This is a genomic window from Synechococcus sp. CC9902 (genome assembly GCF_000012505.1).
In the GTDB taxonomy this organism is placed as follows: domain Bacteria; phylum Cyanobacteriota; class Cyanobacteriia; order PCC-6307; family Cyanobiaceae; genus Parasynechococcus.
Genome location: NC_007513.1, coordinates 146,100 through 159,946 on the forward strand (window position 1 = coordinate 146,100; position 13,847 = coordinate 159,946).

15 protein-coding genes are annotated in these 13,847 nt (G+C 56.2%); 11 read left to right on the forward strand and 4 right to left on the reverse strand.

Annotated features, from left to right (window positions below; genetic code table 11):
* Window positions 1-54: 54 nt before the first annotated feature.
* Both mgtE and SYNCC9902_RS00630 read left to right on the forward strand, forming a co-directional pair.
* Window positions 55-1,515 carry a magnesium transporter gene (gene mgtE / locus SYNCC9902_RS00625; RefSeq protein WP_011358980.1) on the forward strand — a complete coding sequence of 487 codons (1,461 nt, stop codon included), beginning with the start codon at window positions 55-57 and terminating at the stop codon, window positions 1,513-1,515.
* Between the two features lie 52 nt (window positions 1,516-1,567).
* Entirely contained in the window at window positions 1,568-2,566 is a 999-nt protein-coding gene (locus SYNCC9902_RS00630; RefSeq protein WP_011358981.1) for an RpoD/SigA family RNA polymerase sigma factor, read from the forward strand.
* Here the strand turns inward: SYNCC9902_RS00630 and SYNCC9902_RS00635 are convergent, their stop codons facing one another.
* Together SYNCC9902_RS00635 and SYNCC9902_RS00640 are read right to left on the reverse strand one after the other, a co-directional pair.
* Window positions 2,567-3,412: an alpha/beta fold hydrolase gene (locus SYNCC9902_RS00635; protein ID WP_011358982.1), complete on the reverse strand. Its 846-nt coding sequence runs from the start codon at window positions 3,410-3,412 to the stop codon at window positions 2,567-2,569.
* Window positions 3,413-3,623: 211 nt separating this feature from the next.
* The gene (locus tag SYNCC9902_RS00640) at window positions 3,624-4,625 is read right to left on the reverse strand and encodes a fatty acid desaturase (protein ID WP_011358983.1); all 1,002 of its coding nucleotides are present in this window, start codon (window positions 4,623-4,625) and stop codon (window positions 3,624-3,626) included.
* On the opposite strand from SYNCC9902_RS00640, the gene SYNCC9902_RS12635 reads away from it, so the two are divergent.
* From SYNCC9902_RS12635 to SYNCC9902_RS00655, 3 genes are all read left to right on the forward strand, one after another.
* Entirely contained in the window at window positions 4,570-4,737 is a 168-nt protein-coding gene (locus tag SYNCC9902_RS12635; protein WP_198001783.1) for a hypothetical protein, read from the forward strand. The genes SYNCC9902_RS00640 and SYNCC9902_RS12635 overlap by 56 nt on opposite strands.
* A 136-nt stretch (window positions 4,738-4,873) precedes the next feature.
* The gene (gene mutT / locus SYNCC9902_RS00650) at window positions 4,874-6,028 is read left to right on the forward strand and encodes an 8-oxo-dGTP diphosphatase MutT (RefSeq protein ID WP_041424708.1); all 1,155 of its coding nucleotides are present in this window, start codon (window positions 4,874-4,876) and stop codon (window positions 6,026-6,028) included.
* Complete coding sequence (locus SYNCC9902_RS00655) at window positions 6,028-6,987, forward strand: carbohydrate kinase family protein (RefSeq protein ID WP_011358986.1); 960 nt, start codon at window positions 6,028-6,030, stop codon at window positions 6,985-6,987. Before mutT ends, SYNCC9902_RS00655 begins: the two co-directional genes overlap by 1 nt.
* Here the strand turns inward: SYNCC9902_RS00655 and tsaE are convergent.
* Window positions 6,954-7,454 (reverse strand): tRNA (adenosine(37)-N6)-threonylcarbamoyltransferase complex ATPase subunit type 1 TsaE, encoded by a 501-nt coding sequence (gene tsaE, locus SYNCC9902_RS00660; RefSeq protein WP_011358987.1) that lies wholly within the window; start codon window positions 7,452-7,454, stop codon window positions 6,954-6,956. The two genes, SYNCC9902_RS00655 and tsaE, sit on opposite strands and share 34 nt — an antisense overlap.
* A gap of 25 nt (window positions 7,455-7,479) precedes the next feature.
* Here tsaE and ahcY point away from each other — a divergent pair, with 25 nt between their 5' ends.
* Entirely contained in the window at window positions 7,480-8,910 is a 1,431-nt protein-coding gene (gene ahcY / locus SYNCC9902_RS00665) for an adenosylhomocysteinase (protein ID WP_011358988.1), read from the forward strand.
* 46 nt (window positions 8,911-8,956) lie between these two features.
* Complete coding sequence (locus tag SYNCC9902_RS00670) at window positions 8,957-9,616, forward strand: DedA family protein (protein WP_011358989.1); 660 nt, start codon at window positions 8,957-8,959, stop codon at window positions 9,614-9,616.
* Window positions 9,617-9,629: 13 nt separating this feature from the next.
* Here the strand turns inward: SYNCC9902_RS00670 and SYNCC9902_RS00675 are convergent, their stop codons facing one another.
* A complete protein-coding gene (locus SYNCC9902_RS00675) occupies window positions 9,630-10,007 on the reverse strand; it encodes a single-stranded DNA-binding protein (protein ID WP_009788437.1) in 378 nt (125 codons plus the stop codon).
* A 143-nt stretch (window positions 10,008-10,150) separates the two neighbouring features.
* Between SYNCC9902_RS00675 and SYNCC9902_RS00680 the strand changes: the two genes are divergently transcribed.
* From SYNCC9902_RS00680 to SYNCC9902_RS00695, 4 genes are read left to right on the forward strand one after another with little or no spacing between them, the layout of a single operon-like run.
* Complete coding sequence (locus tag SYNCC9902_RS00680; RefSeq protein ID WP_011358990.1) at window positions 10,151-11,203, forward strand: rod shape-determining protein; 1,053 nt, start codon at window positions 10,151-10,153, stop codon at window positions 11,201-11,203.
* A gap of 4 nt (window positions 11,204-11,207) precedes the next feature.
* Window positions 11,208-11,954 (forward strand): rod shape-determining protein MreC, encoded by a 747-nt coding sequence (mreC, locus tag SYNCC9902_RS00685; RefSeq protein ID WP_011358991.1) that lies wholly within the window; start codon window positions 11,208-11,210, stop codon window positions 11,952-11,954.
* Window positions 11,955-11,956: 2 nt separating this feature from the next.
* Window positions 11,957-12,466 (forward strand): hypothetical protein, encoded by a 510-nt coding sequence (locus tag SYNCC9902_RS00690; protein ID WP_041424712.1) that lies wholly within the window; start codon window positions 11,957-11,959, stop codon window positions 12,464-12,466.
* Window positions 12,463-13,773 (forward strand): extracellular solute-binding protein, encoded by a 1,311-nt coding sequence (locus tag SYNCC9902_RS00695; protein WP_011358993.1) that lies wholly within the window; start codon window positions 12,463-12,465, stop codon window positions 13,771-13,773. Before SYNCC9902_RS00690 ends, SYNCC9902_RS00695 begins: the two co-directional genes overlap by 4 nt.
* Window positions 13,774-13,847: the final 74 nt, after the last annotated feature.

Below are 13,847 nucleotides of genomic sequence, written 5' to 3' on the forward strand. Positions count from 1 at the left end.
TTCGAAAGATTAACCGGCATAAACGGCCATACTTGAAATCCCTGCCGGAGAAGGATGAAGGAGGCAGCGGGGAGCGAAGCAGGCAATGTCACGGTTGAGCTCGAGTTGGTGGCGGAAGTGGTCAGCCAGCAACTGGAGTCGATGCTGTCTGTCGGGAACTACGACGCGGTGAAGCTGTTGTTGAAGCCGGTGCAGCCGGTGGATATCGCTGAGGCGATCGGTAATTTGCCCACCAACCTTCAGGCCCTTGCGTTTCGTTTCCTTGGGAAGGATGAGGCGATCAGTGTTTATGAATATCTCGACAGTGCAACCCAGCAGAGCCTGTTGCGCCTGTTGCGTTCCGGTGAGATGCGCGACGTGGTTGAGGAAATGTCCCCAGATGACCGGGCACGGTTATTGGAGGAGCTGCCCGCCAAGGTGGTCCGTCAGCTCCTGAGTGAGCTCAGCCCGGAGGAGCGCAGGGTTACTGCCCAATTGCTCGGCTACGAGGCGGAAACGGCTGGTCGTTTGATGACGACGGAATACATCGCATTAAAGGAGAACCAAACCGCGGCAATGGCACTGGAGATAGTTCGCCGTCGCGCCCGCGATACCGAAACCATCTATTCGTTGTACGTCACGGATGCAGAACGCTGCCTCACCGGGATCCTTTCCCTTAGGGATTTGGTGACGGCGGATTTGAAGGCGCGCATCGGTGATGTGATGACGGGTGACGTGCTCAGCGTTGCTACCGACACCGACCAAGAAAAGGTGGCTCGCACGATTCAGCGTTACGACTTTTTGGCTGTGCCTGTGGTGGATTCCGAGCAACGTTTGGTGGGCATCGTCACCGTTGATGACGTCATCGACGTGATTGAGCAGGAGGCCACTCGTGACCTCTACGCCGCTGGTGCGGTGCAAGCCGGCGATGAAGACGATTACTTCAGCAGCAACTTGTTCACCGTCGCTCGTCGCCGGATTGTTTGGCTGTCGGTGCTCGTGGTGGCGAGTTTCTTCACTTCGGAGGTGATTGCCGCGAACGAGGCTGTGCTCAAGCAGGTGGTGCTCTTGGCGGCGTTCATTCCCTTATTAGGAGGCACAGGTGGCAACGTCGGCGCCCAAAGCTCCACCGTGGTGATCCGCGGATTGAGCACCCAAAGCATTTCAGTCTTGAAGCCTCTGCAAGCAGTGCTGCGGGAAGCAATGGCCGGCGCCCTTCTGGGGGTGTTGATGATGATTGTGGTGTTGCCCTTTGCCTGGTGGCGTGGTGGGGGCGCGTTGGTGGGGGTGTCGGTGGGGATCAGCTTGTTGGCGATTACCACCCTGGCGGCAACAGCTGGAGCAGCGTTTCCGCTCTTGTTCGACCGGATGGGCTTGGATCCAGCCCTGATGTCTACGCCGTTTATCACCACGTGCACCGACGTAGCCGGAACGCTGATTTATTTGAAAACGGCGGAATGGTTGCTGATCAACTTGCCGCAACTGGGTCAAGTAGCAGGTATTTCTACCCAATTCTTAGCGGCTTCTGCTTTCTGAGAGCTTGTTTACGTTTCTTAGGGGTACGCTTTACATAACTCAACGAAGCGCCATGGCACCCGTCGCTACCGCTGCTTCAAAACCAGCGACCTCTACCCGTTCCGTCAGTGTTGACGTCGATTTGGTGCGTTCTTATCTCCGGGATATTGGACGGGTGCCATTGCTCACCCATGAGCAAGAAATCACCTTGGGCCGCCAGGTCCAGCAGCTGATGGAGATCGAAACTCTCGAAGCTGAGCTGGAAAGCAGAGATGGAGCCAAGCCCGCTCGCGATCAACTAGCCAAGGCTGCCGAGCTTTCCACGGTCCAGCTCAAGCGCAAGTTGCAGCAGGGTCATCGCGCTAAGGAGCGGATGGTGGCCGCCAATCTTCGCCTCGTTGTGAGCGTTGCTAAGAAATACACCAAGCGAAACATGGAGCTCCTGGATCTGATCCAGGAAGGAACGATTGGTTTGGTTCGTGGAGTCGAAAAGTTCGACCCCACCCGTGGTTACAAATTCTCTACTTACGCCTACTGGTGGATTCGTCAGGGCATTACTCGTGCCATTGCTGAGAAGAGCCGCACAATTCGCCTGCCAATTCACATCACCGAGATGCTGAATAAGCTGAAAAAAGGCCAGCGAGAGCTCAGCCAAGAGCTAGGTCGCACTCCTACCGTCACCGAATTAGCTCAATTCGTTGATTTGCCCGAAGACGAAGTGAAAGATCTGATGTGCCGTGCTCGCCAGCCAGTGAGCCTTGAGATGAAGGTGGGTGATGGAGACGACACTGAATTGTTGGAGCTTCTTTCCGGAGATAATGAGCTTCCCAGTGATCAAGTCGAAGAAGATTGCCTGAAGGGTGATTTGCGCAGCTTGTTGGGCCAGCTTCCCCACCTGCAAGAACAAGTGCTCCGCATGCGTTTCGGCATGGATGGAGAAGATCCGATGAGCCTCACAGGGATTGGTCGCATTTTGGGGATGAGCCGCGACCGAGTTCGCAATTTGGAGCGTGATGGCTTGGCTGGATTGCGTCGCGTTAGCGATCAGGTTGAGGCTTACGTTGCCTGCTGATCATTCACCTATTGATTCTTCAATCAGTTTGGTGAGAACTGAGTTCACTTCATTTGGTGCTTCGTCGTGAGCACAATGACCTGCTTGTTCAATGACATTCATTGATTCAATACAAGCAATAGTGGATTTCCAGTTTTTGGCTTCTGCAATTGGTTCCCAAGGATCTTTTTCTCCCCAAATTAGATCGACAGGTACTTTTAAATTCTCCATCAATTGAGGGGCTAAGTGGTCGTCGAAGAGGTTGATAAAGCCTCGAAATGCTTCTGTTGCTCCCTTCCTTTTAGTTGGTTGATAAAGCAAATCGACTAGTTCATTGTCGATGTTTTGACCACTTGGGTAGGCCTGTTTCAAAACGCTGCGAATCACGCCTGGGCGAGCGGCATTACGGAAGAGTGCGGTGCTTAGCCAACGTTGGCTCACCATGGTTTTGAGTAACGGCCGGATCCAACCCATCCATGCTGGTTGTGTTGCTAATTGCTTGTCGTCCATGAGGCGTTGGGCACAGTCGATCAGCACCACCCGCTTGCACAGATCGGGGCCAAGTAGTTGGGCTGCCCGAAGTGCCACTACGCCACCGATTGAGTTGCCAACGAGTATCACCGGTTTGTCGATAACCTCACGACAGAAATCAGCCACCTGTTCGCCCCAGAGATCAAAGCCGTAGTGCACGGCCATGTCGTTTGGTGGTTCCTGTTTCAGCCTTGCTCGAGGTTGATCGCTGCGGCCGAAGCCCAGTAAATCGATCGCATAGGTGGGCGTGAGTTCAGCGAGCACTGGTTGGTTGAAGCGCCAATGGTTAGTGTTAGCCCCAAACCCATGGATTAAGAGCACCGCCTTCGGTGCCATTGGGTCCCCAACCAGTGACCATCCGATCTGGTGTGATTGCCATGCCCATATGTCTTGAATTAGAGGGAGTTTTCTATTCATTTAGGATTCGGGAATGAGTTAAAATGCATTCCTTAGTAAGTTTCAAGGCTGAGAAAGTTACTTGTAAAATTCCTATATAAAAGTTTGGAAACATTGATATAAACGGTATCTAAATGGTGTTCAATTGGTTCTAAGCTGGAATTTTAGCAAGGCTCAATTTTGCAGGATCCCATAAAAGGAACTTTGAACATTGCAACATGGTTCCGAGTGTCAGCGTCGGCACATTTTGTAGAAGGTGTTGATTCTGCTGATGGCAAGCTTCCAAGTTGTAGTTAGGTATCCGCTCACAGAGGTGATGAATGTTGTGGAAGCCAATGCTGGCAGTAAACCACTGGAGTAATGGTGGAAGAACGAGCAGGCTCGAACCTTCTAGAGCACCTCGTATCGGACTCCAACCTTCGCTTGGATTGGCGTAGCTGTTTTCAAAAATGTGCTGCACGTAGAACACATATATCAAGCTGCTGGCCGTTAAACAAAGAACAATGCTGTAAAGGCTGAGGAATAATCCGAAGCCAATCCACCACCCCAGGCAGACCACAGTAATCAAGCTAAATAAATTGCTCAGGCAAAGGTCATTTAATTCCTCTCTTGAGCCCCACATGCGATTCTTTGGGCTGATGAGCCCAACCAAAAGGTCTAGTCTTGGTTTGATCGCTAAGTAGTAAAAACCACCCGGAATAGCCATCAGTGGGTGGTGGGTCGTTTCGTAAATCCTCTGTTCTTTTCGGCTGAGTTTTTGAAATTCGTCCAGGCTCAGGAAATCAGCCACCCCTCGATAGCGTTCCCAGTCGCCGTTAGTTTTGTGGTGATAAGCGTGATCGATCGACCAAGACAGCTGCGGAATCGCATTAACGACGCCCAGTAGGAACCCGAAGATCCGGTTCAGTCTTGCTGTTTCGAACAACGATCCATGACCGCAATCGTGCATCAGTGAAAAACTCCTCAGCGAGAACAAGCTGAGAACGATCAAAAATGGTGGAGTGAGCCAGAGAGACACCGCTGCGGCTTGAAGCATGAGCCACCACAAGAACCCATACGGAATCAATGTGTTGGCAATTTGAAGGAGAGCTCTTGTGTTGCTTCGTTTGCTGAAGGGCTTCAGCGTGAATTCTTGGTATGAGGGTGTTGTCATCACTGTTAAATCGGGGAAACGAATTCAAGAGTCCGGTGTTCCACGAGTCGAATGGCGTCTTGGGGGAACGTTGCTTGAGAATGGAGAGCTACACCTTGGATTGCTGATGTGAGAGCGTCGGCCAACAATGTGTCGTCGGGTTGGTAGGCCTGAATCAGGTGATTTCTGTGCTTAAAAATTAAGCGTTCAGAAGAAGTCCCAGAATGTAATTTCAATAACGATAGAACGGTTTTTGTTGAACCGTTTCGTTGCTCCATCGCTACGCACCGATCACGGCTACGTCTGAGCCGCTTCTGAGCTGGTGGCAGCACCATGGCCGTCAAGAGCCAGCTCAGAAGCCCTGGATGTTCAAATTCGACGGCACTTGGCCTTTGCCTGACGACAGCTTGTCTCCCTATGGCATTTGGGTGGCCGAGGTGATGTTGCAGCAGACCCAGCTGTCGGTGGTGTTGCCTTTTTGGCAGCGCTGGATGGAGACGTTCCCCACTGTCAATGCCTTGGCCACCTCGTCGTTGGAGGAGGTGCGCTTGCAGTGGCAAGGTCTTGGCTACTACTCCAGGGCACGTCGACTTCACGAGGCAGCCCAGCTGTTGGTGGAACTGCCCTGGCCAAGGGATCTCGATGGCTGGATGGCGTTGCCGGGCGTCGGTCGCACCACCGCTGGGGGAATTTTGTCGAGCGCCTTCAACGCGCCAACGCCGATTTTGGATGGAAACGTCAAGCGGGTTCTGGCCCGTCTCCATGCCCATGGGCGGCCGCCGTCCCGCGATCAGCCACGGTTCTGGCATTGGAGTGAGGTCCTACTCGATCAGTCGCGGCCCCGTGATTTCAACCAGGCGCTCATGGATTTGGGGGCAACGGTGTGCACACCGCGCCGGCCGGGTTGTCACCAGTGCCCGTGGAGGGATTCATGCGCTGCTTACGCTTCTGGCGATCCCAGCGACTGGCCCGTGGTCGAAGAGCGCAAACCCCTTCCGTTTCAAGTGATTGGTATTGGTGTGGTGATCAATGAGGCTGGTGACGTCTTGATCGATCAACGCCTGGAGGAGGGACTTCTTGGAGGGATGTGGGAATTCCCCGGTGGAAAGCAGGAGCCGGATGAGCCGATAGAGGCCTGCATCGTCCGGGAGCTGATGGAGGAATTGGGGATCAAGGTTTCAGTGGGGGAAGGCCTAATCACCGTTGACCATGCCTACAGCCATAAGAAACTTCAATTTGTGGTGCATCTTTGTCGTTGGATTTCGGGGGAGCCTCAGCCCCTGGCCAGCCAGCAAGTGCGATGGGTTCGACCGGAGCAATTGAAGGACTATCCCTTCCCCGCTGCGAATGGACGCATCATTGAAGCGTTGCTTGGCAGATTGAATAAGAGCAATCAGCTTGAAGGATCTGGCGAAGGCAGCTGATGGCCGATCCCAATGGTGTGATCTGTTTGGGAGAGGCCTTGATCGATCGCCTTGGTCCCCTCGGGGGTGATTCGGCGTGTGATCAACCTGTCGATGATCGCTTGGGTGGAGCACCCGCCAATGTGGCTTGTGCTTTGGCGCGTCTTGGGACCGCCGTTGCGTTTGTTGGGCGTGTTGGGGGCGATGCAATCGGCGCAGAGTTTCAGCGTCTGTTTGTTCAGCGGGGCGTTGATAGCTCCACGCTTCAACTCGACCCATCGCGTCCGACGCGAATTGTGTTGGTGCGGCGATCTGGCGATGGGGAGCGCCAGTTCCAGGGTTTTGCCGGTGATCAAGGGGATGGGTTTGCCGATCAGGCGCTTCAACCGGTTGCACTGCCCTCCACCGCCTGTTGGCTGTTGGTTGGCACGATCCCCTTGGCATCGCCCCAGTCCGCCCAAGCACTCTTGGACGCTGTGGCCCGAGCGCGATCGCATGGCATTGCGTTGGCGCTGGATGTGAATTGGCGACCCACGTTTTGGAATGCCACCGCGGATCCCGATGCCGGACCCACGCAGGCGGCACGGTCTGCGATTCGTCCCTTGCTGGAGCAGGCGGCGCTGATCAAGTTGGCGCGGGAAGAGGCCCTTTGGTTCTTTGCTGGAGATGATCCCGGTGTGATCTCCTCCGGATTGCCCCAGCGGCCGGATGTGGTTTTGACGGATGGGCCCGCCCCGGTTCGCTGGTGCATTGGCGGTGAAAGCGGAACCCAACCAGCGTTGTCCCCTCCACAAGTAATTGACACCACGGGCGCAGGCGATGCCTTCACCGCTGGGCTCTTGCATCGTTGGTTGGCTCCAGTGACTGAACGACTGCGTTTTGCAGCCGCTTGTGGTGCTTTGGTGTGTGCTGGCGCGGGGGGCATTGATCCCCAGCCCACGGAGGCTCAAGTAGAGGCGTTTTTGGGAGGCGTCAGCTGAGCCCGTCGACCTCCATCGTTGGTGAGAGAGAGCTGTAGCTGCCAAGCCTCCGGAAGGTCCAGGCTGAGCCGTTCTGGCCATTCCACCGCCATGAATGCACCAATGGCTTTGGCTTCTTCGTCTTCCTGCAGAAAGAGATCGTCCGCTGCAGTGGATTGTTCGAGCCGGTAAAGATCGAGATGGATCAGCGGCGGATTCCCGTCCGTGTAGTGCTGAGCCAGGGCGAAGGTCGGGCTGGTGATGGGCTCGCCAATGCCCAGTGCCAATGCGATCCCTTGCACCAACGAGGTTTTGCCCGCTCCTAGGGGCCCTTTCAGCAGCAAAATCGCTTCTGCCGGAAGTCGTTGGGCCAATTCTGCCCCGAGGGCCTGGGTGGCCTCGAGATCAGACAAACGGATGGTCCCATCAGTAAGTTGGCTCCATCGCGAGCCCGAAGCCTCGGGGCCTCTGCAGAGATTCCAGTTCACATTCTCCCTACGGAGCTAGAAAACCATGGTGGCAGCGCCCACAACCGCGACCGAGCTGAAGCTTGGTACTGACTGCGTTATTGCTGATATCAACCTTGCAGCTTTCGGTCGCAAGGAACTTGATATCGCCGAGACCGAGATGCCGGGTCTGATGGCATTGCGAGCGAAGTACGGCAACGAGAAGCCCCTCAAGGGTGCTCGGATTGCTGGTTCTCTCCACATGACGATCCAAACGGCTGTTTTGATCGAAACCTTGGAAGAACTCGGCGCTGATGTGCGCTGGGCCTCTTGCAATATTTTTTCCACTCAAGACCATGCAGCCGCTGCGATTGCAGCGAATGGCACCCCAGTGTTTGCCGTTAAGGGTGAAACGCTTGAGGAGTACTGGGCTTACACCCATCGCATTCTCGAGTGGAGCGACGGTGGTGCTCCCAACATGATTCTCGACGACGGTGGCGACGCCACGGGTCTTGTGATTCTTGGTACCAAGGCGGAGCAGGACATCACCGTTCTCGACAACCCCTCCAACGAAGAAGAAACCTTCCTGTTTGCTTCGATCAAAAAGAAGCTTGCCGAAGATTCCAGCTTCTACAGCCGCACAAAAGCAGCAATCCAAGGAGTCACGGAAGAGACCACTACAGGTGTGGCAAGGCTCTACAAGATGCAAAAGAGTGGGGAGCTGCCCTTCCCGGCGATCAACGTCAACGATTCAGTCACCAAGAGCAAGTTCGACAATCTCTACGGCTGTCGTGAGTCGTTGGTCGACAGCATCAAGCGCGCCACAGACGTGATGGTTGCTGGTAAGCAGGCCCTGGTTGTTGGCTACGGCGATGTGGGCAAAGGTTCTGCCCAGTCATTGCGTGGCCTTGGTGCCACCGTTTGCATTGCAGAGGTGGATCCGATTTGTGCACTTCAGGCGGCGATGGAGGGCTATCGCGTTGTCCGTTTGGACGATGTGGTGGATCAGATGGACATCTTCGTGACGGCCACTGGCAACTACCAGGTGATCCGTAATGAGCACCTGGTGAAGATGAAAGATGAGGCCATTGTCTGCAACATCGGCCACTTCGACAATGAAATTGATGTGGCGTCACTCAAGGATTACAAGTGGGACAACATCAAGCCCCAGGTGGATCACATCACCTTGCCCAGCGGCAACAAAATCATCCTGTTGGCTGAAGGCCGTTTGGTGAATCTTGGCTGTGCCACGGGCCACCCAAGCTTCGTGATGAGTAACTCCTTTACGAATCAGGTGTTGGCTCAAATCGAGCTGTTCACCAAGGCCAACGAGTACGGCAAAGAGGTGTATGTCTTGCCCAAGCACCTCGATGAAATGGTGGCCCGTCTCCACCTTTCGAAGATCGGCGCCAACCTCACGGAGCTCAGCAAAGATCAGGCCGATTACATCAACGTGCCCGTAGAAGGTCCTTACAAACCCGACCACTACCGCTATTGATTTATGTCAGACCCATGGAAGACTTGCGCGGTCACACGCAAGTTCCATGGGATTTTCTGATCTCGTCACCCAGTTGCCGGAACTCATCGGGCAAGCCGTTGAGGCCAACCAGTGGCTGGGATACACCGCAATTTTTGCGGCGATGTTTTTAGAAAACCTGTTCCCACCAATCCCCTCAGAGCTGATCATGCCTCTGGGGGGTTTTTATGTGCAGCAGGGTCAGCTTCAGTTGGTGCCGGTGGTGCTGGCGGGCCTGCTTGGCACGGTGCTGGGCGCCCTGCCTTGGTACGGCATCGGCCGATTGGTGAATGAAGAACGCATCGAGCTCTGGTTGAGCCGCTATGGCGGTTGGATCGGTATTCGTCCGGAAGAGCTGGGCCGTAGCCGAAAGTGGTTTAGCCGCTACGGCACCGCGTTGGTGTTTTGGGGACGGCTCGTCCCTGGCATTCGCACGCTGATTTCGGTGCCTGCGGGTATTGAAATGATGCCCATGACGCCGTTCTTGCTCTGGACAACAGCCGGAAGCTTGATCTGGACGGCCCTCCTCACCGTGGCAGGCATGGTGATGGGAGAGGGTTACAGCAACGTTGAGCTCTGGATCGACCCTGTGTCGAAGGCCGTCAAGGTGATCCTTGTGATTGCAGTGTTGGGTGGCGCCACATGGCTTGGTTTGCGCATTTGGCGCCGCCGTAACTCAGCTGATTAACGCGTTTGAGGCCTCAGAAGGGGATGTCTTCGTCGGAGGCTTGTCCGCCGAAATTACCTCCCGACTCTTGGTTGTCCCGCTTTGAGCCGAGAAGTTCGAGGCGGTCGACACGAATCACTGGTTTGCTGCGCTCTTCGCCGCTGCTGCGGTCGGTCCAGCGATCAAGCTTGAAGCTTCCGATGATTCCCAGCAACGCCCCTTTCTTCACGTAGTCGGCGGCCACTTGGGCTTGTTTCCCCCAGATTTCGAGGTTGAACCAGTCAGGTTCATCATCGCGGCTGCGACGGTTTACAGCCATGGTGAGATTGGCCACCATGCTGCCGGATTCGAAGTAGCGAACTTCGGGGTCGCGGCCAGCACGGCCAACGAGGGTGACGGAATTTACGCCCATTGAAAAATCATCTCCTGATGATGGTTGTCATGATGCGCCACAGATGAAATGGCTGCATTCAAGGAGTTCCACCCGAGCCTCTGGTTGTAACAGGCAGCACCGGATACCGCTCCTATGATCCGTCGACCTTGGCCCCGGTGTCTGTGCTGTTTCGTCGTTTTCAGCTTTCACGTGATATCGGCATCGACCTCGGCACGGCAAACACCCTGATCTATGTATCTGGTCGGGGCATCGTGCTGCAGGAGCCCTCTGTGGTCGCGCTGGATTTAGAGCGTGGCACCACCTTGGCGGTTGGGGATGAGGCCAAATTGATGTTGGGCCGCACCCCCGGAAACATTCGCGCTGTTCGCCCCTTGCGCGATGGGGTGATTGCTGATTTCGATGCGGCCGAGCAAATGCTCAAGACCTTTATTGCCAAGGGCAACGAAGGTCGTGGAATTTTGGCGCCTCGCTTGGTGGTGGGCATCCCCAGTGGAGTCACAGGCGTGGAACGCCGTGCTGTGCGCGAGGCCGGCATGGCTGGCGCCCGGGAAGTGCACTTAATTGATGAGCCCGTAGCGGCGGCGATTGGGGCTGGGCTCCCCGTCACCGAACCCGTAGGAACCATGATTGTTGATATCGGTGGTGGTACCACTGAAGTGGCCGTGCTCAGTCTTGGTGGAACGGTTCTGAGTGAATCCGTTCGGGTCGCGGGCGACGAGATCAGCGATGCCATCGGCGTGTATTTGAAAAAAGTCCACAACATGGTGGTGGGCGAACGCACGGCGGAAGACATCAAGATCCGTATTGGCTCGGCCTTCCCCGATGACGAGTTCGATCAACAATCCATGGATGTTCGTGGCTTGCACCTGCTGTCTGGACTGCCAAGAACGATCAATTTGAAGGCGGGGGATTTGCGGGAAGCCATCGCTGAACCCCTCAACGTGATTGTTGAAGCGGTAAAGCGCACCTTGGAACGCACGCCGCCTGAATTAGCTGCCGACATCGTCGATCGCGGAATCATGCTGGCCGGAGGAGGCGCACTTGTTCGGGGCATCAGCGATTTGATCAGCCACGAAACAGGCATCTTTGTCCACATCGCTGAAGACCCGCTTCTCTGCGTGGTGAACGGATGTGGTCAGGTTTTGGAAGATTGGAAGCGCTTCCAGCGCGTCGTGGATACCCCGGAATTCGTCCGGTCCATGGCCAGCCTCTGAGGAGATGGCCCCTTCGCTCCGGCCTGGTAAAAGCCGTTGGCGCGGGCTTGGTCAACTCAGCCCATGGTTGCTCTTGGTTGCAGGCTTGTTGCTTATTCGATTCAGCAAAGGAGCTGGTTTCACCGATGCCTATGCCCTGATCACGCGTCCTTTTTGGCCCGGCTCAGCCCAGCGTGAATGGATTGTTTCTGCACGAACCGTGGAGGATCAGTCGCGCATGCAATTGCTGGAACAAGACAATCTCCGCTTGCGGGACTTGTTGGAGCTTCAGCGCAATGGATCGCGCCAAGGTGATGTAGGTGCTCCTGTGATTTCCCGCTCCCCTCGGGGTTGGTGGCAACAGCTTGAGCTCGGTAAGGGTGCGCTTCAGGGATTTCAAGCCGGCGATGCAGTGCTCGGTCCTGGCGGCTTGGTGGGTCGAATCGCCAGTGTTACGCCGGCAACGGCACGGGTGCGGTTGCTCACGGCCCCGGGGCATGAGATCGGGGTGTGGCTTCCGCGCTCTCGCAGCCATGGATTGTTGGTGGGCCGCGGCAGTAGTCGCCTTACCTTGCGGTTCATCGATAAAGACCCCAATGTCAGCCCTGGAGATCTCGTCACCACATCTCCAGCGAGCACGTTGCTTCCCCCGAATGTGTCGGTGGGCGTGATTCAGTCGGTGAATGAGCAGGCTGTGCCGGCACCGACCGCGATCGTTCAGCTGATCGCAGCGCCCGAGGCGATCGATTGGGTTCAAGTGCGCACCCGTTGAAGATGGCTCGATTGCATCGACAACCGATTTGTGCGGCCTCGGCCTTGCTCGTGCCCTTGCTGGTGTTGGGTTCCCCTGAGTGGCTCAGCATGAATGGTGTGGGACCAGCCTGGGTGTTGCTTTGGTTGTTGCCCTGGGCGCTTACTGATGGACCGATTTCGGGGGCATTCGCGGGGTTGGCCTTGGGATTGGTCCTGGACGGACTCAGCCTTGAGGGGGTCACGCAGGTGCCAGCACTCTTAGCGCTGGGTTGGTGGTGGGGTCGACTGGGGCGTCGGGGCAGTCAGATTCAACGCAGCCTCAATTTGGGTTTATTGGCCTGGCTTGGTTCGGTGGGATTGGGTCTGAGTGTGTTTTTGCAGGTGTTGATCCGTGAAGGGGGCACCCTGGATTCGTTCACCCAAGCCTGGGGCTGGCAGACCCTTTGGAGCCAGGCCCTGATCACGGGGCTTTTGGCTCCAATGTTGGTGTCTTTGCAATTGTTGTTTTGGCGTCGGAGGGTGCCGTCATGACCTTTCAGCTGACGCGTCGACGGTTGTTGTTGGCTGCCGTGGCGGCTGGCTTGGCGGCTTGTGGGCGACGAAGCCCTGGACCAGAACTGAATTTGTGGACGTTGCAGCTTGCGCCCAAGTTCAACCGCTATTTCGCCGATTTGATAGCGGCTTGGACAACGGTGCATCCCGAGGATTCGGTGCGCTGGACGGATCTGCCTTGGGGGTCGGTGGAACGCAAATTGTTGGCTGCTGTCTATGCCCGCACAGCTCCCGATCTGGTGAATTTGAACCCACCTTTTGCGGCGAATTTGGCCAGTAAAGGGGGGCTCACGGATCTCACGCCCCTACTGCCATCGGATGCGGCTGAGCGCTATTTGCCATCGGTGTGGCAGGCCTGTCGCGACCCAGATGCCGGACAGATCGCTGTGCCTTGGTATCTCACCGTTCGGCTCAGTTTGGTGAATCGAGAGCTGTTGGATCAGGCCGATATCGCGGCACCGCCGACCCGATGGGATGAGATTCCTGCCTTTGCCCGGCAGATTCGGAAGCGGACGGGGCGGTATGGCCTCTTCCTCACCACGGTGCCAGACGATTCTGCTGAGATGTTGGAAACCCTCGTCCAGATGGGGGTCTCGTTGTTGGATTCGGAGCGACGCGCCGCGTTCAATAGCCCAGCTGGCCGCAGGGCGTTCCAGTTTTGGACCGATTTATATCAAGAGGGATTGTTGCCGCGGGAAGTCGTCAGTCAGGGCCAACGGCGGGCGATTGAACTGTTCCAGAGCGGGGATTTGGCGATGGCGGCCACAGGGGCTGAGTTCTTGCGCAGCATCCAAACGAATGCACCAGGGGTGGCCGCGGTGACGGAGTCACATCCGCCCGTAACGGGTGCTGATGGCATGGCGAATGTCGCCTTGATGACGTTGGCGGTGCCTCGGCAAAGCAGCAAGCAGGCCCTAGCCCTTGAGTTGGCTCTGTTCCTCACCGATGCCACCAACCAGGCGCGTTTTGCCACCGAAGCACGGGTTCTTCCCTCGTCTGTGGAGGCTTTGGCCATGGTGAGGTCCCAACTGGAGCGAGAGAAAACCCGCACGCCTCAGCAGGATCAGATTCGTCAAGCGCGGTTGCTGTCGGCGATCACGTTGGAGCGGGCTCGTGTTTTGGTGCCGGCTTTGCCAGGAATTAAACGATTGCAGAAAATCCTCTACACCCAGTTGCAGCGAGCGATGCTGGGCCAAGTGGACAGCGCTGAAGCACTCGGGGCTGCGGCCATGGAGTGGGATCGATATGCCGCGTCGCGTTGGCCCCTGGATGGAAGTAATTCTTAAGAGAATCGGTAAACCACCTGTGCATCAGGCTCCTGGCTCCTGTTCTCATCCCCTGACCGGTAAAGTTTCAACTC

What these genes read in the sequence shown, in the direction of transcription:
- mgtE (WP_011358980.1), top strand. Translation starts at nt 55, where the DNA reads ATGAAGGAGGCAGCGGGGAGCGAAGCAGGCAATGTCACGGTTGAGCTC.
- SYNCC9902_RS00630 (WP_011358981.1), top strand. Translation starts at nt 1,568, where the DNA reads ATGGCACCCGTCGCTACCGCTGCTTCAAAACCAGCGACCTCTACCCGT.
- SYNCC9902_RS00635 (WP_011358982.1), bottom strand. Translation starts at nt 3,412, where the DNA reads ATGGCACCGAAGGCGGTGCTCTTAATCCATGGGTTTGGGGCTAACACT.
- SYNCC9902_RS00640 (WP_011358983.1), bottom strand. Translation starts at nt 4,625, where the DNA reads ATGACAACACCCTCATACCAAGAATTCACGCTGAAGCCCTTCAGCAAA.
- SYNCC9902_RS00655 (WP_011358986.1), top strand. Translation starts at nt 6,028, where the DNA reads ATGGCCGATCCCAATGGTGTGATCTGTTTGGGAGAGGCCTTGATCGAT.
- ahcY (WP_011358988.1), top strand. Translation starts at nt 7,480, where the DNA reads ATGGTGGCAGCGCCCACAACCGCGACCGAGCTGAAGCTTGGTACTGAC.
- SYNCC9902_RS00670 (WP_011358989.1), top strand. Translation starts at nt 8,957, where the DNA reads ATGGGATTTTCTGATCTCGTCACCCAGTTGCCGGAACTCATCGGGCAA.
- SYNCC9902_RS00675 (WP_009788437.1), bottom strand. Translation starts at nt 10,007, where the DNA reads ATGGGCGTAAATTCCGTCACCCTCGTTGGCCGTGCTGGCCGCGACCCC.
- mreC (WP_011358991.1), top strand. Translation starts at nt 11,208, where the DNA reads ATGGCCCCTTCGCTCCGGCCTGGTAAAAGCCGTTGGCGCGGGCTTGGT.
- SYNCC9902_RS00690 (WP_041424712.1), top strand. Translation starts at nt 11,957, where the DNA reads ATGGCTCGATTGCATCGACAACCGATTTGTGCGGCCTCGGCCTTGCTC.
- SYNCC9902_RS00695 (WP_011358993.1), top strand. Translation starts at nt 12,463, where the DNA reads ATGACCTTTCAGCTGACGCGTCGACGGTTGTTGTTGGCTGCCGTGGCG.